The 26,211-nt window shown below is 41.6% G+C and carries 22 protein-coding genes, 1 other RNA gene and 1 pseudogene; 7 read left to right on the top strand and 17 right to left on the bottom strand.

The genetic code is table 11. The annotated features are described in order from the left end of the window. Nucleotides 1–13: 13 nt before the first annotated feature. Nucleotides 14–202, bottom strand: a complete 189-nt coding sequence (locus R50345_RS01090; RefSeq protein ID WP_042123373.1) for a hypothetical protein — start codon at nt 200–202, stop codon at nt 14–16. A gap of 246 nt (nt 203–448) precedes the next feature. Between R50345_RS01090 and guaD the strand changes: the two genes are divergently transcribed. The 4 genes from guaD (at nt 449) to R50345_RS01070 (ending at nt 4,487) form a co-directional block, all read left to right on the top strand. Further along, nucleotides 449–1,813 carry a guanine deaminase gene (gene guaD / locus R50345_RS01085; protein ID WP_042123372.1) on the top strand — a complete coding sequence of 455 codons (1,365 nt, stop codon included), beginning with the start codon at nt 449–451 and terminating at the stop codon, nt 1,811–1,813. 38 nt (nt 1,814–1,851) lie between these two features. Further along, on the top strand, nt 1,852–3,204 hold the full coding sequence (locus R50345_RS01080; protein WP_042123370.1) for a uracil-xanthine permease family protein: 1,353 nt from the start codon (nt 1,852–1,854) through the stop codon (nt 3,202–3,204). A 195-nt stretch (nt 3,205–3,399) separates the two neighbouring features. Then, nucleotides 3,400–3,882 carry an RNA polymerase sigma factor gene (locus tag R50345_RS01075; RefSeq protein ID WP_042123368.1) on the top strand — a complete coding sequence of 161 codons (483 nt, stop codon included), beginning with the start codon at nt 3,400–3,402 and terminating at the stop codon, nt 3,880–3,882. Then, complete coding sequence (locus tag R50345_RS01070) at nt 3,879–4,487, top strand: zf-HC2 domain-containing protein (protein WP_042123366.1); 609 nt, start codon at nt 3,879–3,881, stop codon at nt 4,485–4,487. The genes R50345_RS01075 and R50345_RS01070 overlap by 4 nt, the downstream gene beginning before the upstream one ends. Before the next feature lie 53 nt (nt 4,488–4,540). Here the strand turns inward: R50345_RS01070 and R50345_RS01065 are convergent, their stop codons facing one another. From R50345_RS01065 to R50345_RS01050, 4 genes are all read right to left on the bottom strand, one after another. Then, nucleotides 4,541–5,857, bottom strand: coding sequence for a BaiN/RdsA family NAD(P)/FAD-dependent oxidoreductase (locus R50345_RS01065; protein ID WP_042123364.1), 1,317 nt, complete (start codon nt 5,855–5,857; stop codon nt 4,541–4,543). 221 nt (nt 5,858–6,078) lie between these two features. Continuing rightward, entirely contained in the window at nt 6,079–6,726 is a 648-nt protein-coding gene (locus R50345_RS01060) for a 2OG-Fe(II) oxygenase (RefSeq protein WP_042123362.1), read from the bottom strand. Nucleotides 6,727–6,900: 174 nt separating this feature from the next. Further along, a complete protein-coding gene (locus tag R50345_RS01055) occupies nt 6,901–7,101 on the bottom strand; it encodes a cold-shock protein (protein WP_042123360.1) in 201 nt (66 codons plus the stop codon). A 253-nt stretch (nt 7,102–7,354) separates the two neighbouring features. Beyond that, on the bottom strand, nt 7,355–8,242 hold the full coding sequence (locus R50345_RS01050; RefSeq protein ID WP_042123358.1) for a DMT family transporter: 888 nt from the start codon (nt 8,240–8,242) through the stop codon (nt 7,355–7,357). Between the two features lie 366 nt (nt 8,243–8,608). Between R50345_RS01050 and R50345_RS01045 the strand changes: the two genes are divergently transcribed. After that, nucleotides 8,609–8,947: a hypothetical protein gene (locus R50345_RS01045; protein WP_042123357.1), complete on the top strand. Its 339-nt coding sequence runs from the start codon at nt 8,609–8,611 to the stop codon at nt 8,945–8,947. Nucleotides 8,948–9,013: 66 nt separating this feature from the next. Here R50345_RS01045 and R50345_RS01040 read toward each other — a convergent pair whose 3' ends face one another. From R50345_RS01040 to R50345_RS01025, 4 genes are all read right to left on the bottom strand, one after another. Next, the gene (locus tag R50345_RS01040) at nt 9,014–10,834 is read right to left on the bottom strand and encodes a cyclic nucleotide-binding domain-containing protein (RefSeq protein ID WP_052414412.1); all 1,821 of its coding nucleotides are present in this window, start codon (nt 10,832–10,834) and stop codon (nt 9,014–9,016) included. Between the two features lie 12 nt (nt 10,835–10,846). Beyond that, on the bottom strand, nt 10,847–11,473 hold the full coding sequence (locus R50345_RS31780; RefSeq protein WP_042123355.1) for a hypothetical protein: 627 nt from the start codon (nt 11,471–11,473) through the stop codon (nt 10,847–10,849). A 114-nt stretch (nt 11,474–11,587) separates the two neighbouring features. Then, the gene (locus tag R50345_RS01030) at nt 11,588–12,271 is read right to left on the bottom strand and encodes a Crp/Fnr family transcriptional regulator (protein WP_042123352.1); all 684 of its coding nucleotides are present in this window, start codon (nt 12,269–12,271) and stop codon (nt 11,588–11,590) included. 234 nt (nt 12,272–12,505) lie between these two features. Continuing rightward, nucleotides 12,506–13,432 carry an alpha/beta hydrolase gene (locus R50345_RS01025; protein WP_042123350.1) on the bottom strand — a complete coding sequence of 309 codons (927 nt, stop codon included), beginning with the start codon at nt 13,430–13,432 and terminating at the stop codon, nt 12,506–12,508. A gap of 117 nt (nt 13,433–13,549) precedes the next feature. On the opposite strand from R50345_RS01025, the pseudogene R50345_RS01020 reads away from it, so the two are divergent. Then, nucleotides 13,550–13,885 (top strand): annotated as a pseudogene (locus R50345_RS01020) (jacalin-like lectin); the annotation flags it as partial. Between the two features lie 112 nt (nt 13,886–13,997). Next, nucleotides 13,998–14,174, top strand: a complete 177-nt coding sequence (locus R50345_RS31540) for a hypothetical protein (RefSeq protein WP_170880194.1) — start codon at nt 13,998–14,000, stop codon at nt 14,172–14,174. A gap of 78 nt (nt 14,175–14,252) precedes the next feature. Here the strand turns inward: R50345_RS31540 and R50345_RS01015 are convergent, their stop codons facing one another. The 8 genes from R50345_RS01015 to smpB all read right to left on the bottom strand — a co-directional run bounded on the left by R50345_RS01015 (nt 14,253) and on the right by smpB (nt 25,919). Next, on the bottom strand, nt 14,253–16,487 hold the full coding sequence (locus tag R50345_RS01015) for a carbohydrate-binding domain-containing protein (protein ID WP_042123346.1): 2,235 nt from the start codon (nt 16,485–16,487) through the stop codon (nt 14,253–14,255). 215 nt (nt 16,488–16,702) lie between these two features. Further along, nucleotides 16,703–17,956 carry a mechanosensitive ion channel family protein gene (locus R50345_RS01010; protein WP_042123344.1) on the bottom strand — a complete coding sequence of 418 codons (1,254 nt, stop codon included), beginning with the start codon at nt 17,954–17,956 and terminating at the stop codon, nt 16,703–16,705. Nucleotides 17,957–18,297: 341 nt separating this feature from the next. Next, on the bottom strand, nt 18,298–20,754 hold the full coding sequence (locus R50345_RS01005; protein ID WP_081953964.1) for a pectate lyase family protein: 2,457 nt from the start codon (nt 20,752–20,754) through the stop codon (nt 18,298–18,300). Nucleotides 20,755–21,124: 370 nt separating this feature from the next. Further along, on the bottom strand, nt 21,125–22,441 hold the full coding sequence (locus R50345_RS01000) for a BaiN/RdsA family NAD(P)/FAD-dependent oxidoreductase (protein WP_042123342.1): 1,317 nt from the start codon (nt 22,439–22,441) through the stop codon (nt 21,125–21,127). 31 nt (nt 22,442–22,472) lie between these two features. Continuing rightward, nucleotides 22,473–23,780 carry an aminoacetone oxidase family FAD-binding enzyme gene (locus R50345_RS00995; protein ID WP_052414411.1) on the bottom strand — a complete coding sequence of 436 codons (1,308 nt, stop codon included), beginning with the start codon at nt 23,778–23,780 and terminating at the stop codon, nt 22,473–22,475. Nucleotides 23,781–24,307: 527 nt separating this feature from the next. Next, the gene (locus R50345_RS00990; protein WP_042123340.1) at nt 24,308–24,673 is read right to left on the bottom strand and encodes a hypothetical protein; all 366 of its coding nucleotides are present in this window, start codon (nt 24,671–24,673) and stop codon (nt 24,308–24,310) included. Nucleotides 24,674–24,877: 204 nt separating this feature from the next. After that, nucleotides 24,878–25,242: a transfer-messenger RNA gene (gene ssrA, locus R50345_RS30600) on the bottom strand. Nucleotides 25,243–25,439: 197 nt separating this feature from the next. Next, a complete protein-coding gene (smpB, locus tag R50345_RS00985) occupies nt 25,440–25,919 on the bottom strand; it encodes an SsrA-binding protein SmpB (protein ID WP_042123338.1) in 480 nt (159 codons plus the stop codon). Nucleotides 25,920–26,211 lie beyond the last annotated feature (292 nt).

Genomic DNA, 26,211 nt, shown 5'->3' with positions numbered 1-26,211 from the left:
TGGAATCTGTTCGTTATTTTCGGCGGCGGATGTTCATGCGATTATACATCACTAAACCGGCGATAACCATGCCCAGCGTACCTATACTACTCGCTACATCAGTCTGAAGACCAAACAAAATACATACGTTAGTAACCAAGCTTCTCGTAAGCAGGGCGACAATAATTAGCATGATCGGACGCCAAAAGTTATATCTTCTCATTTCAGTAACACTCCCTAACCCATTTTTCTCAAGCGCTTAACCTTATTAATCTATAAGTATTATAGCATAAGTAAGTAACCGCATACATTTTACGCAAAGATAACGTGAATTCATATGTTTCGATCTAATTAGAACATAATTCAGTATTCAACGCTCGTCTTTGTTCGACTTTAGGTATAGACTTATCATTTTTTACGGATTATAATAACAAACGAACACCAAAAGACGAACATTAAGGCGGAAATCATGACAGAATATATGCAAATATTCCTAGGTACTTCATTTTCAAGCAAATCACCGAAGGAAATTCAAATTTTAAAAGACCACCTCTACTGCATTAATACAGATGGGATGATAGAAAAGATCGTTTCGCCAGAGGAACCCGACTATCAACTTTTACTAGATTCTTATCAAGATCAAGATAACTTCCATCGATTAGCTGAAGGTCAGTATTTTTTGCCTGGCTTTATCGACTTGCATGTTCATGCCCCGCAGTGGGCTCAATCCGGTACTGCGTTAGACATTCCACTCTATGATTGGTTAAATACGTACACCTTCCCATTGGAGTCTAAATTTTCAGACCTGGATTTTGCAAAAAAGATCTACGATGACGTGGTTGATACTCTACTCGCGAACGGAACCACTACAGCTCTTTATTTTGCAACGGTGCATAAAGAAGCCAGCTTATTATTAGCCCAAATCTGTGCAGAAAAAGGACAGCGGGGACTCGTTGGAAAAGTGGTAATGGACGATCCTCAAGGGAATCCAGAAAACTATCGCGACACTGACACCGACACCGCACTTAAAGATACAGAAGAATTTATTCTAGCGGTAAAAGAACTAGCCAAATCTACTAAGCAAGGCGTTTATCCAGTAGTGACACCTAGGTTCATCCCAAGCTGCACAAATGAGGCTTTGCAAGGTTTAGGGGACTTAGCCGCAAAATACGATACTCATATTCAATCGCATTGTAGTGAAAGTGATTGGGCGCACGGTTATGTACAAGAACGATTCCAGAAGAACGATGCTTTTGCCTTGCATGATTTCGGTCTGCTCCGTGATAAATCTGTCATGGCACATTGCAATTTTTTAGATGAAGACGATGTAGATTTATTTGCGGAGACAGGAACAGCTATTGCGCATTGTCCAATATCAAACGCTTATTTTGCCAATAGTGTCATCCCTATCGCTCACTTTCATTCCAAGGGTGTGGAGATTGGTTTAGGGTCTGATATTTCCGGTGGTTTTTCACCTAGTCTCTTCGATAACATAAGACAAGCTGTAATGTCTTCACGAATGCTAGAGGATGGCGTTAATCCTTCTCTTCCTGCACAAGAGCGTGGTTTACTAGGATCTCGGATTAAGATTGATGAATCTTTCTATCTTGCTACCGCTGGCGGTGGTAAAAGTTTAAGCTTACCTATCGGTCGGATACTAGAAGGCTATACATGGGATGTTCAAATTATCGATACGAAAATACCATCGGCTAGATTGCCTATCTTTGATGGGAATGAAGATTTACACGACGTGTTTCAAAAAATGATGTATCTAGCTCGACCTGAGAATATCCGTGAAGTCTGGGTACAGGGTAACAAGGTTCATTCACGTTAAGGATCGATAAAACTAGAAAATATAAGGTGGGCATCTGAGTGGAAACACAAGCAAACGTGCAAGATCAAGCACCATTAAAGTCACAACTATTAACCGTTCTACCCGATGAAAAGGTTTCATTCAGTAAATCCATCATCCTAGGCTTCCAACATGTATTGGCAATGGACGTTTATGTGGTTCCTTTCCTAGTTGCAATGTTAATCGGCTTACAACCCAATCAGTCAAGCGCGTTGATTCAATCCACCTTTATTGCTGCTGGACTTGCAACGATTGTGCAGACTTATTTCTGTATGAAGCTTCCGATCGCTCAAGGGCCTTCTTATGTTCCACTTGGTGCGATCGTCAGTATTTATGCAGCAAGTGGTGGCGGAGAGTTAGGTTGGAGTTCCGTGTTAGGTGCCAGTTTAATCGGTGCGATCCTGGTTATTATTCTGGGCTATGTCGGTATCTTTAATAAAATCGTTAAAAACTTTATCCCACCTATTGTAGGTGGTACGATCATATTCATAGTTGGTCTTTCTTTACTACCAGTTGCTATAAGAGACAATATCTATGGAGCCTCAGGCGCTTCCATCAACCAGAATGTATTATTAGCCCTTATTTCAGCGGGTACACTCCTTTTATTTGTAATTCTAGGTTCTATGTTCCGCAATAAAGGATCGATCTTCCGAATTATTTCCGTCATGATGGCGTTAGTAGTTGGATGTGTTGCTGCTAATATGATGGGTGTGTTAGACTTCTCAGCGATTAGCCAAGCGAATTGGTTTAGTATGCCGCGGATCGCTTTTGTGGATTTCGGATTTTCTTTCAACTTTTCTGCTATTATCACCATGGTCATTATTTATCTCGTACTGCTTGCTGAAACAACTGGTACCTGGTTTGCTGTCAGCAACGTAATCAATAAACCTTTAACAGACGAGCATATTAACAAAGGTGTTATCGGTGAAGGAATTGGCTGTCTTATTGCTTCTGCTCTCGGATCAACACCTGTTACAGGCTATTCAACCAATGCAGGCATTATCTCCATCACGGGTGTTGCCTCCCGCCGGGTCTTTCTTGCTGTAGGAGGATGGTTTGTCCTCTTCGGTTGTTCTGGTAAATTAGCTGCTCTGATCTCTTCAATTCCATCCGCTGTAATCGGCGGCGTCTTCGCTATCGTCTGCGGGATTATCGCGATTAACGGTGTGCAGGTGATGAAGAACGTAACGATTGGCGAAAAAGAAATGTACATTATCGCAATACCGATGATTATAACGTTAGCTTTGGTACTCATTCCTAGCGATTACTTGCATTCCTTACCTTCATTCGTGCAATATTTGCTGGGCTCACCTATCCTAGCGGCTTCATTGGCTGCGATCTTATTGAATAAATTGTTGCCAAGTGGAAAATAGAAGAAACAAACGGACAAACGGACAAACGGACATCAATGATGTCCGTTTTTTCTGTTTTTTATCAACTTAAATCCTGACATTGCCTGCAAAATCCTTTATGATGATGTTTCTTCCAAAGATTTTAATTTCAAAAGTTTATATAAGGCTGTAACGTTTATAGCATTTTACGGATATATAACTTGAGGAGGTGAACGGATGCAGGACAATGGGGAATTATACAGGGAATATTCAACCCAAGTATATAAATTCGTTTTCAGTTTTTGTCATAATCATTTACTGGCAGAAGAAATCACCCAAGAAACCTTTTATAGAGCTATAAAGTCCATACACAAATATGATGGAACCTGCAAAGTATACGTATGGCTTTGTCAGATTGCTAAGCATGTGTGGTATCAGGAGCTGGACAAGCAGAACAAAAGGAAGACTCAAGAATTAGAAGACCCTGCTTTTTCAAACGAAAATTCAACAGAAACTCAATTCATTTTAGCTCAAGATAAAATGGAGTTATTTAAACAGCTTCATTTACTTGATCCCAATACCAAGGAAGTATTGTATCTGCGTTTGACCGGAGAATTCAGCTTTCGGGAAATTGGTGAAATTCTCGGAAGGGATGAGACTTGGGCAAGAGTTACCTTTTACCGCGGAAAACAAAAATTGATGAAAGGAAGATCTTCATGAAATGCGAGATCATTCAGGATTTATTGCCCTCCTATATTGAAAAACTAACCTCTGTACATAGCAACGAAGAGATTGAAAAACATCTGCAAACCTGTGAAAGCTGCCTTCAGTCCTATAACGAAATGACCGCAACAGCAGATCTAATTGTGCCTATTGTTGATAAAGAAGAAGTTAACAAACTTAATTATTTTAAAAAGGTCAAATCAAAAAATATAAAGACGCTCGCCTTTTCCATTTTAACGGTAATCCTACTGGCTGCTGCTCTTATTGGACTTTTTGTAATTGGTTTCCCTGTATCCTCTAAAGATGTGACCATCGATTATCAGAAGACAAAGACTCATCTGGAGGTTCATCTAACTTTGCAAAATGGTAAAGACTTGGTGTTCTCAGGAAAAACTAAATTTATCCGCGATGAAAATAATAATGTGATTGGTTCCGAAACTAGGTATACCCCTAGGGGCTTGATTCACAATCCCTTTGATGATGTAGGGAAAAAAGTTATGTTGGGGACGGAGATTCAAACCGATCTGGATTTCCCAAACAAGTTTATTCTTGAATTCAAAGATAAAACTATGACGTTCATTAATGGTGTTTTGGTGGAGTAGACATTGCAGTTAAACGAAAAAAGACACCCTTTAAGGTGTCTTTTCTCTTCGTATCATTCAGAATTAGTTGCTATATGATCAGCAAGCCCTTTTGCTGCAGCATAACCTGAACTCCAAGCCCACTGCAGGTTGTATCCACCACAGTCTCCATCCACATCCATCACCTCACCCGCAAAATAGAGCCCGGGAACAAGCCTGGATTCCATCGTTTCTTGGTTGATGTCCATTGTGTCGATGCCTCCGGCTGTAGTTTGGGCGAAAGTAAAGTTATTGGTACCTATGACTGTGAATTCCCAATTCTTCATGATTCGATAAATTATTTTTTTCGTATTCCACGATAAATCCTGACAAAGCAGGTTAGGCTGCTGATTGATGCCTGCTTCCTTCATTAATACAGGAATTAGCTTCTTGTTGATAATGCCGATAAAGGATTCCGCAACAGTCCGGTGCCCGAATGTACCCCAGTGCATTTCCAGAAAATCAATTACTTCTTCGCCACTGCGGTCCGGCATTAATTCGACCGATATCACCACAGGCTTCTCTTCAGCTAAGTTATAAGAAGCAACTCGACTAAGCTGGAGAATGGCTGGACCGGAGATACCATAGTCGGTGAAAAGAATCTCGCCATATTCGCTGCGGATCGTTTGACCGTCCACCATGATATGAGCCATTCCCTCGAATTTGACACCTGACAATGCCTTTAGATGCGGATAATCCAGCTTCAATTGAACAATGGCCGGCAAAGGCTCAATAAGCGTGTGCCCTAAACGTTGAGCCAGGGTGTACCCGGAACCGTCCGTTCCCGTTTTCGGAGCGGTAAGACCGCCTGTACATAGAAAAAGATAATCACTGGTTAATACAACCTGCTCCTCCGACTCTGTCTGGCAAACAATCCTAAAACGTGGATGATCTATCGACACAGTAACATCCAACACTTTATGATTAAAATACACAGGCACATTCCGGTCCTTCATCGCAAGCTGGAAAATATCCAACACAGAGCCAGCCTGCAGTGACATCGGATACATCCGACCATCCTCCAAGCTTGTTAGCGGAAGTCCGAGCATTCTAAAAAAGTCGATGGTTTGTTGGATACCAAATTGCTGCAGCGCAGACAATGGAAAGTCAGGCTGAGTACTGTGATACTTATATAATAAAGCAATCGTCTCCTCCGGCTCCATCGTTGTAGAATTATTCGTAATATTACAGCGACCGTTTCCTGTCGTTAATATCTTTTTGCCAATCCGGTCGTTGCCCTCCAATATAGCTGCATCAATACCAAAGTCACTCGCAGTAATGGCAGCCATTAACCCTGCAGCGCCCCCACCAATAATAAACAGCTTGTGATGATTACTTTGAAACTCTCTCATGATGTTAGATTCACCCTATTTGAAATAGTGAATAAATATTATAACATAGTGACTAGTAAATCCTCCAATCAATACTCCGATCCCCCTTAGCCTCTCTCCAATCTATAGAAATTATCAATAAAATTACTTACTTTAATATAAAAAGACACCCTTTAGGGTGTCTTGTCTGGAAGATATATTGACTGTAGTAAGTGAGATTAAAAAAATACAATAACTTACATCTAGGAAGAGCGAAGGACTTGTCTTCTCATCCACATCGTTGCAACCCACTTTTCGCCTTTGATTACTGGCATACCTGCATGTAAGGTGGACTCGTTTAATTCATGATTATCATAAAAATATTCGAAGTAGACCGCCATACCTTTGTTAGGGCTCACAGATAAATTAAGCATAGGGAAATCTGTTTCTCCACCTTCCTCCACATCATTCAAATACATCACGAGCGTACTAATTCGATTATTGCTACTTGCTCGACTCGTTTGTGCGAAGAAATCATGATGGGGTAGATACTCTTGACCAGGGATATACAAAAGGACTTGCAAGCCATCACCGTGCTCGATAGGGATATTCATAATTTGTGAGAATCGTTTCTCGATTCTTGTAACCGTCTCATTCTCCTCACAGAACACACCGCTGCTCGTTCTAATTGAATTGACCACATGGTCTTCGCCTATTTTCGAACGTTGCAATCGTTCTCTAGAATACTCAATTAACTCATTACATTCCTCATCGCTAAGCACGTTTCCTAACAGGACAACCAGCGGCTCTTCATACTTGGCAAGAATTCGAATTTCTCTGTCTTCTGTCTTGATCGTATTTCCAGCATGATCGAATATCGTCCGTTCTTTGTCTGTCGTATTCCCTATCATCCTTATACAGCTCCCAAGTTATAACATCAATCACCAAAAAACATACCATAAAATGGTTTTATTTGCTTGATTAACTTCAGAACATCAAAAGATTCAGGATATCAGCCCGTTCTTTATCCCCTGAAAAAAAATAAAAAAGCCCCAAACATATTGTTTGGGGCTTCGAGCTCTATATTAGAGTTTTACGACATTCTCAGCTTGTGCTCCGCGATTGCCTTGTACGATATTAAATTCAACACGTTGACCTTCGTCCAAAGATTTAAAACCGTCTCCAGTGATTGCGCTGAAATGTACGAATACATCACTACCGCCCTCAACTTCGATAAATCCAAATCCTTTTTCTGCGTTAAACCATTTCACTGTGCCTGTTTCCATACTAATTACCACCTAATTTTAATTTACATGACATTCTTATCTCTAAAAATAAAAAATACACATATGGTACAAGGTTATTAATTCAAGAACAACCCTCTACACTATGTGTATTTATTAGGACGCTACTTCAATAAATTTATTATAACATATCTAAGTCTATTAAGATACTAATTCACAAGTATATGAATAAATTGGTGAAAATAAGGGCTGTAACCCGGAGAATTAATGAGTCTCCGAGTCTCTCCCCCTCAGGCTATTCCACCGGGTTTAATATCGCACTTTTTCGTTGATACGTAGATAACATAACTCCTGTCAGAATGAACAATGACCCTAACACTTCCACACCTGTGATGGGTTTGTACAGTAATATTAATCCCATAATCATGGCTACAAAAGGCTCTAAATTAGATAATACAGACGCTTTTGAAGCATTAACATGTCGAATATTGTTATTCCAAATCAGAGTGGCTATGCCATGTACAACAATGGCGGTTCCAATCAGCAGAGCCCAATCCGTAATATTCGAGCTCATTCGTATAGGTGTATCTAGCGAGAAGGCAAAAGGGATCGATAATATAAAACCCACCAGATTTGAATATAAAGTAATCGTGAGTGGATCTATTCTTTGCGAGAGTACCCTAGTCATAATAATCATAATTGCGAATGTTATCATCGTCACAACAATCCACAGTAGTCCTTTGTCAACATGTAACGAGGATGATCCACCTTTTACAACGACAAAATAAATGCCTATGATCGCTAGAATGGACCCTATGAGCATACGAATCGTTAATTTTTCTTTTAAAAAAACAGCGGCTAACAAGCCCGTTAAAATAGGAGTCATAGCTAAAATAATTGCAGATGTCGTTGGATCAGCCGTTTGCAGCCCTTTAAAAAAGGACCATTGATTAATAAACACACCAATAACACCTAAAGATAAAATTAGTAGGACATCCGATTTACCCACCAGCTTAAAACTCTTTTTGTAAGCTGTTATTCCAACTAGACATAACACTATAAATAAAAGTCTCAGTGATGTTAACAGACCGGGGGAGAAGTCCTGAACTAAGATCTTTCCAAACACAAAGTTGCTACCCCATACGACTACACAAAAAGTGAGCCAACCATAAGCTTTCAGCATTTAAATCACCTTTCAATAATACCGACTACACAGCTTTCATAACAGCCTTACGCCAAAAAAAATAGACCCCACCCATCGTAAGATACGGGGTCTATTGTACTGTTGGTTAGTAAGCATCGGTTCTTCTTTGTGTCTATTATAACCTCCATGGGTTATTCATGCGCTTAATTTATAAAGGGAATAATATCCACATGGCATTGTAAGCCACTGTTCATTCTTGCAATGAGCTGTCTTCTCGTTTAACACATAATCCAGAAAACATTTCATCCCCCGCGAAACATAGTAAAGAATCTTCGAAACGCCCATTCACTTTTCTCCGCTTCTACATACAATGTTTTAGCCCATCCATTAAGGAGTGACAAGATTATGTCATTTTTACCACCTCCAAGTTTCCCAGGATTCCCAGGGCAGCCGGGACAGGCGGGACAGCCAGGCCCCGGGCAACCAGGACTCACAGCACCCAGCTCACCTCCCCCAGAATTCATCCCTCAGCAATCTGCGGTTTCGCCCCTTGCTGTCGACCCGGGAGCAATTGCTGGCTGTTTGTTTCGGAATACGTACATTTGGCTTGTCAATAGAAATCAATTCTGGTTTTACCCGGTTTTCGTAGGACGTACCTCGGTTGCTGGATTTCAGTGGAACGGAAGGTTCTGGGTGTATACAGGATTGAGCTTGGAGTCCATCCAATCCTTTACATGTTTCTAAATGAGCACGCAAAAAAGCTCCGTTCCACTAGGAACGGAGCTTGTGGCTCTACGTCAAAGTTAATTATCATTTCACCCTTAATGCCTGGCCACAGCGTGCACAGTAACGAGTACCTTGAGGAGACATTGACCCGCAGCCTTCACAAAAAAGCTCCTGCGTCTTAGGCTTCACTTGATCGTCATGCCTTATCGCCTCATGCGTGGTTGGATTTAACATATTCAATGCATGGAACTCCTCTCTTCTTCCCCTACGAATGAGTGAGAACAATAAATAGAGACCCAAAAACCCGACTAAGGCCATAGCACCCGCCTTCATCAGACCCGATTCAAAGTGATAATTCCATAATGCATGCATCACGACTGCTGCCAAAAACATCTCCATTGCACGTCGCCCTTTCGTCCACGGCTTACTGTCACCCAAGTTCGAGTTCTTATGCATGCTGCTTGCATACCAGATACCCACAGTTGCGATCGCAGTCCATGTTCCATGACCGAAGGGAGATAATAATGCTCTCATCCATAGGACGGCGAGCATTCCAAGTGAAGAGGCATCATCAATATGTACCCATCCATAAATAATACTTTCCACTGCAGCAAATCCCATTCCTGCTGCGGCACCAAACACCACTGCATCCATCAGAAAATGGATTTTTCGCGTCCGAACGAGCATCACACAGACTAATAATTTTGCAGTTTCTTCAATTAGAGCTACAGACAACGGTACGTAAAGCTGCGAAAAGTCGGAGGAATTTGCTTTTACTTCAAAAAGCCAAATCCGCTCTAAATACCAAGCCAGAGGGATAGCAACAATCGCCGTGGACACAAAAACTAAACCAAGCCTCCTCTGGCGAAAGCCTATTAACTGCTGACTTCTCATAAAAGCTACGAATGCTACAGGACCCACAACACCTCCAACAATTAAAGCGGCGATCTTCCACCATTGGCTATGAAGGAATAGTGCCAAGAAGGATAAGACAAGGAATCCACCTACCAGCCAGAGTAATTGCTCCATCCACTTGTCCTTGGCCTTAGGTAGCGATTTATTATCCTCTACAATAGACTCCCCGCCAAAGGCGATAGTAACTTTCTCCAACATATGAGGTGTTCGTATATTTAGAACCTCTATGAGTTGTTGACGAACCGGAGCATAATAGTCAAGTATAGTTAAGAATTCTAACTTACCCATGATCAGTAATTCACTATCTTCTACCGCGATCAACGTGTGCGAGGAAACCGTGTCCGTTAGTAACTCTGTCTCTCCATAAAAATCCCCTTCTCGAAGAATAGTCTTACGCCGCTTTCGGCTGCAAAGCTCGATGCTTCCGCTGCTTATCATGAGAAATTGATCAACATCCGTACCTTCCGCGATAATCTCTTCGCCCTTCGTTACTTTCTTAATCGTTGTAATCTCTGCAAGACCCCGAAGTTCAGCATCAGGTATGACCGACCAGATTGTCGCTTTGCGAAGCATACTATGGATCATTCGAATCCGTATGTTCACAAGCACACTCTCATAAAATAGCGGACTCAGGCTCGCCAAATATTCGAACGAGGAACGGTCCAGACGCAACGCCTTTACTGGTCCGATTGCCGTAACACTAGCTGATCTTTGTACGTTCCGAATAAGACCGATCTCTCCTACTAACTCTCCCGGTCCAAGTTCAGCTAAGAGCAGCGCCTTTCCAACTAAGTTCACCGAGGTGACTTGCACTTTCCCTTGCCATATAATGAAACAGTCCTTAGAGGTGGACTCTTCCATAAGAAGTCGTTGTCCATCCTCTAAAGACATAAGTTTTATAGCGTTAATTACATTTCGTAGCTCATCATCAGGAATACCTCGTAATAACGGATGATCACGTAGAAAATCGACTGCAGCACTAGGTATCATAGTTTTAATTCATCACCGCATATTTCCTATAATACTATTTCTTGAATCTTCCATTTTTTTAACAAAATTCGTCATTACATCGAAAGCTTCGTTCCGCTTATTGGATAAACTTTGCAGGCGCAGCATGTCCATTTGCTGACTATTACTTGCACTATCAATCTGTGACTTGATTTGTCCCAACAGACTCTCAAGCTCGCCTTTTGTTTGCGGTATAGCCATACTCATGGCAGTAAACATGGCACCCTTGTCATCTGCCAGATTCACAGCAGCGTTGGCCTCAGTACCTGAAGGAAGCTTCCCTAGCTCTTCATTGATAATTCCCAACAATTGATTCAGTTTTGAGATTGTTTCATTCTTGGCTTGTACGGATTCGATTTGGTCTTTCAACTGATTTTCTAACATACTTGCACGATTAGACTGTACAGCCATCAATGCTGTTTCAAGATCCATACCCTGAATATTAACCTGTGTCACACCACCCACTCCATTAACGCTGCCTACCGAATTTTGCGTGGCATTTCCATTCAGGGCATCCTTAACGGAGTTATAGACCGAATCGTTATATAACAAGACCCCGCCTACAATGATTCCCAGTACAAAAGTACCTGACATAGATAAAACCAATTTTTTAACACTCATTCCAGTTCCTCTTTTCATTTATTAATAGTCGTTCGTGTTCTTTGTTAATACTGTTATATCATTTAGGTTGATTAATGTTCTGTAACCCCAATTACAATTTTCAAATATCCAAATTTAAATTACGTCAAGTATATTTCTAAGTCTATCTATGTTACACACGAGTATCTTTCTCTGATCAATACGTATCAACTGCTCATCCTGTAATCCAAGCAATGATTTTGTCACGGTCTCTCGCGCCGTTCCTGTCATATCTGCCAGGTGTTGATGCGTTAGCTTCAAATCGATTAGAACACCTTCATCACTGGGCACGCCATGCTGTTCTGTTAGACGCAACAACACGCGAGCAATGCGCGTACGCACGTCAATAACAGTCAAGTCTGTTATTAATTTATTGGCATCACGTAGACGATCTAAGGCTGTTTCCAAAATGCCGATTAGTATTTCTGGGTTACTTTTTAATAGGGGAATGAAATCGCGTTTTTTCAGAATACATAAGGTGGACTTCTCAATGGTCCTTGCAGAAGCAGAGCGTGTTCTTTCATTTTGCAGCAAAGCCATCTCTCCAAAGAAGTCACCTTCTCTAAAAATAGAAAGGATCACATCCCTAGAGTGGTTATCTTGATAGATTTGAACAACTCCTGAGATCACCAGATAGAGTTCCTCTCCCTCTTCACCTTCAAAAAAGATGGACTCTCCTTTTATATAAGTACGCTCACTACATAGCTTGGCAATTTCAGCTAAATATTCATCATCAAGATGTTCGAAGAACGGGAAATCTCGTAACAGTTGTGGGTTCATCTTCAAGAGCTGCCTCCAGTGTAAATAGTTAATTCTTTTAGGATTGAGTAAGCCTCAACTCTAGCAATAGCTAAGCTTTAGGACCATCCTTTATTGTAATGCTTTTAAATTAAGATAAATAGTGACAGCAGTCATCAAATTATTATGACATTTTTACATTTTATGGATGATAAAATAAAAAAGAATCAAACGCGTGGATCATCGAAAAGATGCCCACGGCTTGATTCATTTTTTCTACTTGAAAGCTCCTCGTAAAGCCTCAATTCTTCGTGTTACACTCTGCTGCACAATTTCACTTTTTTCAGCTATATCATACCCATGAACGGTTCCCTTGGTGTGATACAATTCAACCTGAACCCCACTTTTTTGTAAAGCCTCTGCGTAATGAATTCCTTCGTCCCGCAAACAATCAAACTCTGTAATTTCAACATAGGCGTCAGGCAAGCCTTTTAATGATGTTGCTTCCATAGGAGATGCATATTCTCTCTTGCTAGCGGCTACTCCATTCTTGAGATACAATTCCCACATTTTCTTATTAAGTTTGGAGTTCCACAGTGGTGTGTCTGTAAACTCTTTAATGGATTCCGTAGTCTGTCTTGCATCTGTTACTGGATAAAGTAGCATTTGATAACAAATAAGAGGAGCTTGCCTATCGCGTGCCATTAAAGTCACTGCAGCAGCAAGTGCGCCACCCGCGCTATCTCCCCCAATTGCTATTCTACTCTTATCAATGCCTAAGGCGTCCGCATGATTGCAGACCCACTCGAATGCTGCATAACAATCCTCGACACCAAATGGAAAAGCGTATTTCGGGGCTAGTCTATAATCCACAAATACCACTATGCAAGGTGTTTTTGAAGCATACTCACAGACCCAATGGATATGAGCAGGTGCTGCTTTTAGGACAAATGCTCCTCCATGAATGTAAATAAGGCAAGGAGCATTCTTTGGAATACCATCAGGTTCAATTATCGTCAGCTCAACACTTCCGTCTTTATAGCCTGAAATAACTTCTTTCGTTACATTCACGCCTTCAGTAGAGTTGAATTTTCTCGCACTTCTCGCTATGAGTTTATTCAAAATTGGCAATATCAAAGGATTTAAAGGGAGTTTTGTCTTCGCGTAGGGTTCAAAGTCGCTATGGATGTTGTATTTATCCACTGGATTCCTCCTCTAATTAGTACTCTTAATACATATTAGCAAATCATACTACTCAGTCTATGTATATAGAAGGCTTGAAGTAAAGCCGTATCCACAAGCAGTCCAACCTCCGTAACCTTAAAAGGAGCAAGCCGTCTAGATTCCATAGCTATGCAATACGCCGATGGAACCTCGCTGTTGAATGGCGGCACAGGCGGTACAGCAGCATCGCTCACACTTAACAGCGGGGAGTTCATCACAAGCGCTGTGGTGTACAAAAACAGCTATAAAGGCAGCGATCGGATATTCTATCTTGAATTGACAACAAATCAAAACCGCAAAGTAGCCGCAGGGACAAAAAGTGGAACCTCTTACACTTTGTCTGCTCCTTCAGGTAGCTATGTCGCAGGTTTCTTAGGTCGTGGTGGAGATAACTTAGACAAGCTGGGCCTGATTTTCAAGACATTACAGTAAGATAACATCCAAAATAATGGCATATAGAATGAAAATACATTACGAATAGCCTCACAGTAGCCAGCACATAATAAAATTCACAACCATTAGGTAATCAAGGAGGAATTTTCAATTGAGTGCAAATCAACCAGACAAGAATCTGATCAACACCGTAAAAGAATTGGAAGCCACTCCCGTAAACAGCCTGGAAGCCCAACAGCAGCAACAAGCCCGTAATGATCGCCGCAAACAAGCTCAGCATGACAGCAATGGAAAATTCACGGAAAATGAAACCGGGAACTTTCATTAGACTCGTCAGCAATATTTTCTTTTCAAGATGAAAAAATAAAAAAGACACCTGAAAGGGTGTCTTTTTTATTACTCATATCTACAGCAGCTTGCTTAATATAGACGCAAGATCTGCGCGAGTCATTGTACCCGTAAGAGTATTTGGAAAAAGCTCGTCTACCGCAATATTTAATCCATTAAGTTCCACATATCTCGATATAACAGCTTTCATCTGCTCAGCAGTCAGGTTAGCATTGGGCATGAAATTTCCTTTTCCATCGCCAATAACAAGTCCATTTTCAACTGCCCAACCAACATACCCACTATACCAGCTATTTTTCACAACATCATTAAAGGCGTTGGATTCAGTCTGCTCAATATTAAGAAGTCTACCAAGAGTTGTAATCGCAGTTGCACGTGTTACTGGTGAATTTGGTGAAAATTGAGTAGAGCTCGTTCCAATCATAATTCCTTTTTCATACAAAGTCTTAATGGCATTATAAGACGCATCGTCTGACTTCACATCCGTGAAGGGTAGCATACCGATTGAAAATTGCCATTGTGATACCCCTGTGTAGGTTTCGTTAGAAGACACAACCGCAATGGTAAGACGGTATTGCCCATCCTCCTTAGGCATAATCTTAGAGTAATCATCCTTTAACTCAGAAAGAAGATACGTTTCAGAATAGTTCTCAGAAGGTACGTCCGTTACTGTTAGCTGAATATCACTTTCAGGAACATTTGCACTTGCTGTAACTCCCTTCAATACAACACTTTTACCAGAAGCTACACTTTGAATGCCGGCTCCGTCATTGACGGTAAAGGTAACTTTTGTTTTACCGCTATTATCAGTTGCCTCGGAAATACCTGAAAAGCTATGAATAGAGTCGGTTATTTTAAATACTGTAGAACCTTCACCGCTTACTGTTGTGTTTTGTCCGTCTGGATTAAAGCCACCTTCTGGTTTTCCTTGCATCCCATCAGGAATTGATGGAGGTGTACCTTCTGGTTTTTCTCCAGTAGTAGGACGCTCTCCTGTTGGAGGAGCAGCTTGGCCGTTGTCACCACTAGGACGATTACCACCAAAGCCTCCGCCACCCATCATACCAAATGAATTTCCTGTATATTGTTGCTGAACTCCATTAATGTACAGATGATATTCAGTATTGAGCTTAAGGTCAGCCGATGAGAAGGTTACGCTTTGAAAGTTCTTTTCCGCAGTATGGCTTAGTAATTCATTTCCTGCCGAATCTTTTAATGAAATTATACTTCCCTTCGCTTGTGTCGTAGCAAAAGAAAACTCCATAAACGGTTGCTTGGATGTAGAAGAGGTCGCATCATTACGCGTTCCTAGTGCAAGCACCGTACCACCATTAATGGTAATATCCTTATCTGCATCGATACCGCCGTCAGGACTACGGTCGTTAGCCATAGTAACAATAGTTCCTCCGTTAATCGTTAAGTAGCCATTGGAGTCAATCCCATCACCTTCTGCTCCTAGACCTGCATTCACATAAAGATATCCACCATTGATACTTGTAACCGATATTCCATCCTCATTCGTATTGATTCCATCATCCTGGGATTGAATATAAACCTTTCCACCATTGAGAGCCAAATGCAGCTCAGAATCGAGCCCTTCGTTAGCAGCAGTAATATGTAGCTCTCCTGTTCCTTTAGCTTCTCCAGAAATGTTCATGGACATTTTAGAATAGAAGGCTCCATCATACTTATGCAGTTTTTTCGTTGTGCCCTCTTTATAAATTCGTGCGACATAAGAGCCATTTACAGTGTTTACAGAGCCATCTGCTAAAATAACCTGTGCACCTGCATGACTAAGATCGACAATTCCTTTGGTGTCCTCTGTATTGGAGTACGGCTCATATACATTGTAGAAAATAACTGCCGGAGCAACTGTACTCGTAATATCTGCTCCATCTAGAATAAGTGTTACTACCGCTGTAGGGTCAGAAGCCGCATCCTTCCCAAGATCAATTGCAAGCTGTCCTTTAGATAACTTGCCTGTTACACGATAAACGCCCGGTTTTGTAATGGTCACAACTGTATGCTTAGCTGCTTCCTCCGCACTGTGTGTATCTGAATCTGTACCTTCTCCATAGCTACTGTCATGTCCGTCCTCATAATACACAATGCTAGCTCCCGTATATACAGCGGCCGATGAACTCGTTGACGCCTTCTGTCCATCAACGGTTACTGCTGAATCCGAAAGATTAATAACCGTTTCCTTCGTAGTTGTACTAGCAGAAGCAACCCCCACTACACTAGTCATTGTCAAGATGAAGACAAGCATAAGAGACATTGTACGCTTCAGCATACTATATCACTTCCTTTCGATAGATTTTATACACGATTAGTTTACATTTCTATTCTTAAACAAAGCTTATATTGAACTGAAAGTTAGCTGAAAATACAGTGATTGCATTGCTAGCAAATACAAAATACACCATCCTCATAAGGATGGTGTTCATAATGTTGGAGACCAAGGGGATTCGCTCTCCTTACAATCACTCAGTTTATCTCCGCTCCATCTCAATATTCCCGAGAAAATTGCGCGCTCTCTTTTAGATGGACGATATCATGGCCGGTTGGATTTTGGAAAGCACGAAGTCCAAATGTCGGCATAACCGCAAAAATGTGGTCGAAGATATCCGCTTGAACCGATTCATATACTCCCCAGTTAATATCATTACTGAAAGCATAAATTTCCAATGGCAGACCGTTATCTCCCGGTGCTAACTGTCTGACTATCAGTGTCATATCCTTATGAATTTTCGGATGATTTCTCAAATATTGATGGATATATTCTCTGAATACACCCACATTCGTAAGTTGTCTACCGTTGACCATACTATCTGTATTAATCTGATGTTCCAGGTTGTACGTGTTAATTTCATTCAGTCTTGTCGTGACATAATCGGTAAGGTATTGAATCTTCATAAATTCATCAATCAGCTCTTGGGAACAAAAGCTTATGCTGCTCGTATCGATATAAATGCTTCGCTTAATTCTTCTGCCACCAGATGCTTGCATACCTCTCCAATTCCTGAATGAGTCCGAGATAAGAGCGTAGCTCGGAATCATCGTGATTGTCTTATCGAAATTCATAACCTTTACTGTGTTTAATGTAATGTCGATCACATCACCATCCGCATTGTATTTAGGCATTTCAATCCAGTCACCGACACGCACCATATCATTCGATGATAATTGAACACCTGCAACAAGGCCTAATATGGAATCTTTAAAGATTAGCATTAGAACAGCCGATAAGGCACCAAGACCACTGAGAATAATTAAAGGATTCTGACCGATGAGGTTCGAGATCACCACGATACCACCGATGATGAATAGAACGATTTTTCCTACCTGAATGTATCCCTTAATGGGTCTAATCTTGGAAACCTCGAACGAACGATATATCGCATCAAGGGCATTGAGCAATGCATCAAACACCATGATAGTTACGATAATCATATACGTTAAAGCAAATTTTTCAATTATAGATTGGTAAGATGGGAAGATAGATGCCGAATAATAGATAATGATTGCTGGCATGAGATGCGACAGCTTATGGAATACTTTCTTCTCCAAAATGACATTGTCCCACGTATAACTATTGTTATTGATGATATGAATAATTGTCTTTAATACGATTTTTTTGGCTATAAAATTAACCATTATGGAGACCACAGCTATAAAAACAACCATGATCAAATTTGAGAGATACCCAATCATTTGTTCACTTATGCCATATCCGTCTAGATGATTTTTGATAAATTCCATTGTTTCCTCCTAAAGCAGTTTAGATCAGTCTATTATTATAAATTAGATTCTAGTACTACGCAAAATTCAAGTTACCATCAATAGGGTGATTTGGGGGAAGAGGGCTGAGCTATCTTTTCTCATATAGGGCTTCATGCGTCAGAGGCTCGGTTCATTTAACTGGGTTGGCTGAAAAAAACTATAGCTGGGCAAAAAGAGAGCCGAGTATATAAGAGAGACTGGAAGAGTTTGGACTAAAGCAAAAGACACCCCTAAGGGTGTCTTTACTTCATATGGAGCCGATGGAAATCGAATCCGTCTGAATAATATCGAAATATATATTAGTAAGGAATTAAAGCATCTTATTCTACATGCATGTAATACAGGTTCGTAGGACTATCCTTGGTAATGGTATGGGCACCGGGTGCAAGGAGTAAGCTGACAATACCATTGGTCATCGGGTAGCTTGTTCCATCGACCTTGATTTGAGTTCCGTCAGCTGTATTAAACACTAATGTTAGGGTTGAATCCTTAGTTGTCGTAAACCCAATGCTGGTTGGACTCTCAATTTTTAGACTTTGAGTGAGTGTTAGACCATTATATAGCACAGTCCCCTTATTAATTGAGAGATTCCCTTGAATATTGAAGAAGTCGCTAATTGTTCCATCGGTCGTAAAGTTATGAACATATGCTCTAGTTGTTGGAACCTGATCTAGTTGCATGTAATAAAGATTGGCAGGACTATCTTTCGTAATGGTATGTGCGCCTGCTGCTAGCGCTACGCTAACAATGCCATCTGTCATGGAATAACTTGTTCCATCAATCTTGATTTTGTTACCATCTGCTGAATTAAATACTAATGTCAAAGTTCCTTCATTAGAGGTGAACTCAATGTTAGTTGAACTCTCGATTTTTAAGCTTTGAGTTAGTGTCAATCCATTGTAGATCACAGTTCCTTTATTTGCTGAAAGGTTTCCTTGAATATTGAAAAAATCGCTTGTAATCCCATCAGTCGTAAAGTTATGGGCATACGCTCCCGTTGGCGGCACCGGAGTTGCTGTCGGTGTAAGTGTTACCGTCGGCTTCGGCGTTACTGTTGGTGTTGGCGTTGCTGTTGGTGTCGGCTCTGTTGAGTTGGAGTTACCGCCTACAGATACAAGCCCAGTGGTGTAACTTCTTATTTTGGACATCAGAGCTGTATTAAGTGCAGACGATGTGTCATCCACTGAATTATTAAACTGCCATGTGAAGTCTCCGCCATTCAATCGTCCAGCCTCTGCCGTAACAATCTGTTCAACTGCGTTCACGTCATCAATGTCAGATACCTTCGCTCCCGTATCAACGATCGTATCGAAATTGTTATACGTTGTGCCGCCTTTTAGTGTTTTGTATGAACTTGGGACGGTTTCATTTCTCGACGATGCTAAGTAGGCATCAAATGAGGTTGCTTTTGCCGGAGCAGTTCCAGCATCAGAGTTCGCATAAATAAGACTCGCAGCATCAACAATACTATTGTTGTATGCTTTGATCATACCTCCATTTTCACCTGAGAATGTACCTTCTCCTAAAGCGTCAGTACCCTGTAAAGAACTCATCATTGGATATTTAGCATGTCTAAAAGCATTTGATTCTACAAAAGCTGAACCTCCTGTGGTTACACCGACACCATATTTGGAAACTCCGTCATAAAGGTTATTATAGATATGAACAGAGGCCACTCTGATACGCGGATGACGGGAATCCGAATGATCGAACCAGTTATGGTGGAAGCTAACAAAGAATTCAGTAGACTCGCTCAGACCCACTAGAGCAACTTTTCCGGAATCCCAATAGTGGTTGTAAGAGATGGTAACATATGTTGACCCCTTTTTAACGTCCGTGGAACCATCACCTTTAACTTGGTCCGCATCACTTCCTGCAGATCCATAGAAAATATCATTATTGTGCACCCACACATTCGCATTGCCTGTATCCATTGAAATGCCATCGTCAGGGAATAACATCACCCCTAGGTTTCTTACTTCCACATTACCGACATATCTAAGAAGTATTCCCCAACCGTATGCATAAGCATCGTTCCCGATACCTTCAATCGTAATATTCATTTCCGAATAATTATTTTTACCTTTGACTTCAAGATATCCACTGCTGTTAAGTTGTCCACTCAGATCAGCAGCTGTAACTTTTCCAATCATTCGAATCGCTAGTGGCATTTTATCATAACCTTTTTGTCTAAGTTTCAATATTTCTCCAAGACCTACGCCAGTTTGTATAGCACCTGAGCTGTTAGTTTTCACACCAAGGGTTACGGTTTTAGCATTCTGAGAGGTTATGTACAGCACTTGTGCACCATTCTTGAGCGTTCCATCTTCATTATAAGCACCCGAACCAGTTCCATAGGGTGAGTTGGCCGAAAAAGAAAATCCAGATCGGTCAAATGACGTAACAGATAGCGGACTCGAAACCTCACTTACCACCCCACCGCCTGGCAGTGTAGCTTCAATCTTCATTACATAAGCTCCAGCAGCAAGTCCCACAGCATCCGCTCTCCAATAGGAAGCGTATTGTCGAATTAATTCATCATTAATTTGTTGATACTGGGAATCCGCTGCAGTTGCCGGTTTAACATATACCGTATAACCCGTCGCTTGACTTACAGGTGACCATTCCACATACGCAGTTTCATTCCAGCCCCCACTACCCGTAATCGAAAGACCCGCAGCATGTGCTATCGTATTTCCTAATCCACCTGTAATTAAAGACACTACAAGTGAAAACAACAAAACTACACTAGAAAGCTTTCCAATTTTATTCTTCATTTTTCCCTCCAAATTTTTATTAGTCTTAAATACCAATTATCTAGTAAAAAATACCAATTTAATTTATATATCAATCTCGTTATTCTATCGGTAATTATTGAAAGTGAAATTATATAGTTAATAAGAGTTGCATATATCTTCGTGTATATTTTATTTACAATGATGACAAATCCCTATTTCTCTAAGTTTACATGCTGTTTTCCAATAGGTATGATTTCCCAGTAAATAAAAAAAGACACCTATTAAGGTGTCTTCTACTTGTAATCCATATGGAGCAGAGCCATAGCAAATCCACAATTAGCCGCTGTGTGTTCAATGCATGCAAGTATTTCACTGCAACGTGCCAAGAGTCCGTAAACCATCTGTCTCCTTACGTGTTGCCATTACGTCGATCAGCAAGTGCCATCGCTGCGGCATAGCCGGAGCTCCAGGCCCATTGCAGGTTATAGCCGCCGCAATCTCCATCGACATCCATCACTTCACCTGCCAAATACAGTCCAGGGACTAACTTAGATTCCAACGTTCCTTCGGTTAGCTCCGTCGTATCGATGCCACCGGCTGTTGTTTGTGCATTAGTAAAGCTATTGGTATCGGTCACTTTAAATTCCCAACGCTTCAATATTTTATAAAATATTTTTTTTGTTTTCCACGAAAGATCCTGACAAAGCAGGTGCAACTGTTGATCAATTCCAGCCTCCTTCAGCAGAACTGGAATCAGTTTCTTGCTGACGATACCTATAAGGGAATCGGCAACCGTCCGGTGTCCGAAGATCCCCCAGTGGATCTCCAGAAAATCAATTAACTCTTCCTCCGTGCGCTCCGGCATTAAATCAACCGACAATGTCACCGATTCTCCTATTCCGAGATTATACGCAGCCTTTCTGCTGAGCTGAAGTATGGGCGGGCCCGAGATACCATAGTCCGTAAAAAGAATCTCACCAGACTCAGTGCGGATGACTTCATTGTTTACGATAACATGGGCCTCTCCCTCAAATTTAATGCCCGATAGTTCCTTTAAATACGGATAATCCAGCTTCAATTGTACAATGCCTGGCACCGGGTTGATCAGGGTGTGCCCCAGACGTTGGACAAGCGTATAACCGGAGCCGTCCGTTCCCGTTTTGGGAGCGGTAAGGCCGCCTGCACATAGAAAAAGATAGTCGCTGGTATACACAACCTGTTCCTCTGTCTCCGTCTGGCAGGTTATCGCGAACCGCGGATGTCCCTCCGAAACGGTAACATCCAACACTTTATGTTTATAATATACGGGAACATTCCGATCCTCCAGCGCCAGCTTAAATACACCCGGCACCGAAGCCGCCTGCAGCGACATCGGATACATCCGGCCATTCTCCAAGCTTATAAAGGGAAGCCCGAGCGAGGAGAAAAATTCGATCGTTTGGCGGACACCGAATTGCCGCAATACATGTATTGGGAATCCTTCCTGATTACTGTGATACTTGCGTGATAAAGCGGCCGCTTCATCCGTACCGGTGGCGGTGGATTGGTTCGTAATGTTGCAACGTCCGTTACCCGTCGTTATTATTTTCTTCCCAAGCCGGTCATTGCTTTCAATAATTGCTGTATCAATACCTTGATCCCTCGCTGTAACTGCAGCCATTAGACCTGCAGCACCCCCACCGATAATGAACAGCTCGTGGTGCTTAGAAGTCTGATCCTTATACATGTTAATTGATGCATCCCTTTTCCTAATAAATTTATTGAATTGACTTAGCTAGCGCCATGGCGGCCACATATCCGGAACTCCAGGCCCATTGCAGGTTATAGCCGCCGAAATCTCCGTCCACATCCATTACTTCGCCAGCCAAATACAGCCCAGGCACCAGCTTGGATTCCAGCGTTCCTTCGATGAGTTCCGACGTATCAATGCCGCCTGCTGTCACTTGCGCATTCGTAAAGCCATTGGTATCCGTCACTTTAAATTCCCAACGCTTCAAGATTCGATAAAATTTCCCCTTGGTTTTCATCGATAGATCCTGGCAAAGCAACTCTGGCTGTTGATCTAAGCCAGTCTCTTTTAGTAGGACAGAAACAAGCTTCTTATTGAAGATGCCAACAAGGCAATCCGCCACAGTCCGGTGTCCAAAGGTCTCCCAGAGCCTTTCTAAAAACTCAACTAACTCTTCCTCCGTGCGGCCCGGCATCAGATCAACCGACAATGTTACCTGTTCTCCTCTTGCAAGATGATACGCAGCCTTCCTGCTTAGCTGAAGAATTGGCGGGCCGGTAATACCATAATCCGTGAAGGCAATTTCACCCTGTTCACTGCAGATGACTTTACCGTTCACAATGATATGAGCTTGTCCCTGAGATTTGATAGTGGACAGTGCCCTCATATTCGGATATTGCAGCTTCAATTGCACAATGGCCGGTAAAGGCTTAATCAGGGTGTGTCCCAGACGTTCGGCAAGTGTATACCCAGGAGGTTCTTTTCCCGCATTTGGACCGGCAAGGCCACCCGCAGATATAAGTAGATAGTCGCTAGTATAAACAACCTCCTCCTCTGTCTCCGTTTGGCATTTTATCTTGAAGCGCGGATGATTCTTCGAAACAGTAACATCCAACACTTTGTTATTGAGGTACACCGGAACATTCCGATCCTCCAGCGCTAGCTGGAAAATATCCAGTACCGCTGCTGCCTGCAGCGACATCGGATACATCAAGCCCTCCTTCAATCTTGTAAGCGGAAGCCCGAGAAAGGAGAAAAAATCTATGGTCTGACGGATGCCAAATTGCTGCAATACCGCAAGTGGAAATCCGGCCTGATTACTGTGATACTTGCGCGATAAAGCGATTGCTTCATCTGTACCCGTTGCAGTGGATTCATTTGTAATGTTACAGCGGCCATCACCTGTCATTAATATCTTCTTTCCAATCCGGTCGTTACTCTCCAGAATGGCAGTATCGATACCCATATCACACGCAGTAACAGCGGCCATTAGTCCGGCAGCACCTGCGCCGATAATAAACAGCTTGTGGTGCATAGAAGTCTGATTCTCATACATGGTTGGTCATTGCATCCTTTATCCGATTTTCTAAAAGCACAGAAACACTTTATTAAATTATAGCATAAGTGTACTGGTTTTCATTTATATCTACTTATTAACTCATCCCATCCTATGTTTGCCTTTTTTATCCCTATATAGAACCTTAATTTTTTTTGGTCTTCACAACTTTCACAATTCTAAGACTGAATGAATAGCAATTCCAGAGCTGATCATCTTTAATTACGGGACAAGCACTTCTTCTACACTGCAATTTTAGTTCCATATACGAAAGATACTGGACCTAGCAAGATACTCAGTTTCTTTGAACCGTCATGCATAGTCCAGATCATACTCTGAAAACATAAAAAAGACACCCTTTAAGGTGTCTTCACTAATACTCCATATGGAGCCGAGAGAGTTAAACCCCTGTCCAAAGATAACGCCACATAAGCTTTTACGAGTGTAGTCACAGTTTTGAAGTCACCCTAGAAGCATTCTAACCAGCCAGAAGGTTTACATAAAGGTTTTTAATTTTTAAGAAGTTGCTAATTGCCTGCGGAATCAAGATACGCTTCAGCTTCTTCTATCGATTCGTACAAGTTTGCAATATCTTTAAACATACGATGCATTTGCGTTTTGTAGAACGCGGTAGGCGCAACATACACCCATTTGTGTTTTGTAGAGATCCCGGCTTTCACAGCATCTTCACCAGTTGGAGCAAGAATTGCCATCACTTCTTGCTTGAATACCAAGCCTCCAGTAATTACAGTCATACCTGTAAACCCTCGCTTAGTTTTCTTCAGTACTCTCGGAAATTGTTCCGCGTACGCAAGGGCATCCTCAACTTCCATACCGTCCGATGTTACAATAATTCTGTTTTTATTTTTAACATAATCAATAGTAAAACTCATGATAGTAATTCCTCCGAATGTTTTGCTTTTGATGCTTATTAAATGTGCCACTAATTATTAACTTCAAAGTGAATGATCTAATTTTAGATATAAACAGCATGTCTACAATAATGAACACATTTAGTTCCCCACAATTCCTTGTCTACATTCAGTATACAATTCAAACACTAAACAGCAAAAAACCCGCTATTTAGCGGGTTTTTCTTATGGAGCCGAGGGGAGTCGAACCCCTGTCCGAAGATAACGGCACATAAGCTTCTACGAGTGTAGTCACAGTTTTGATGTCACCCGAGTATCGCCCCGTAACCGGCTATACGTTGGGTCAGCCTGATTATCTTCTTCCGTTGACCCCAGGCGGAGACCAGACGGCGTATCCCACTACTTGTTAGCCCCTATCCCTGTCACATGGGCGATGCAGGGTAGAAGCACGCGCGCAGTTTCTTAGGCTGCGAAAGCGTAGTTGTTTTGTTGTTTGCCGTTTAATAGGCTTTAGCGTTGATGAAGCGGACGCGTCCCCACTACTCGCTACTCATGCTCGAACTACCCCCGTCGAATCCAAGAACGGCCCCTCATTATAAAGGGCGCTTCGGATCAAGCGGATCTTCCAAGCAAGAGAGATCCAATCCACAGCTTCTTCTTCAAGAAGTCGTAACGAAGCAATAATCTTACTTATTCAGTATATCACATTTATCAATACTTTAACACGTGGGTTAAAGGAATTGAAGGTGGAAACTGGTACTCATTTGAATCGTCTATTCTTCCTAGATTATCTGGCGATCTTTTGCTTCTCACGCAATACACGCTGGATATCACGCTGAGCATCACGCTTAGCAGCAGAGTCACGTTTATCGTACTCTTTCTTACCTTTACCAAGACCAATCAACAGCTTCGCATAACCATTTCGCACATAAACCTTAAGTGGCACAATCGTAAATCCATCTCGCTTGGACAAGCCCAGCAGTTTATGAATTTGCTCTTTATGCATCAGCAATTTACGAGTACGCGTCGGGTCAGTAGGGTTAGCACGATTACCTTGTTCAAAAGGGCTGATATGCATGTTGTGAATGTGAATCTCACCGTTACGGATCGTAGCAAAAGCATCTCCAATATTAGCGCGGCCATTACGCAGCGACTTGATCTCTGTACCTGTCAGCACCAAGCCAGCTTCATAAGTATCCTCGATAAAATAATCATGGGAAGCTTTTTTGTTCTGGGCAAGTACTTTCCCGTCTGCTTTTTTACCCATGAGAATCACTCCTTGAATCATATTCATAAGTTAAAGTAACCATGTCTCTCTAATCTTAAACGACATAGTCATCGAACGTCTGATCTATATTGTAACAAATGGAATCGATTGTGCGCAAGAAAGGATCAGGTAATCCTTTCTGAGTCATTTTGACAACTAGTTGTCAGTAAGTTTACCCATTAATTAACTTTAATTACATTTGTTTATAAAAATATATTTATGTTCCTATATTCACACATCCCAATTAACTCATACCCTTTTTTATTCACTCTCTCCCTCGGACGCTAAAGCT

Source organism: Paenibacillus sp. FSL R5-0345 (genome assembly GCF_000758585.1).
Lineage (GTDB): Bacteria > Bacillota > Bacilli > Paenibacillales > Paenibacillaceae > Paenibacillus_AQ.
This window is presented reverse-complemented; position numbering and strand designations above follow the sequence as displayed.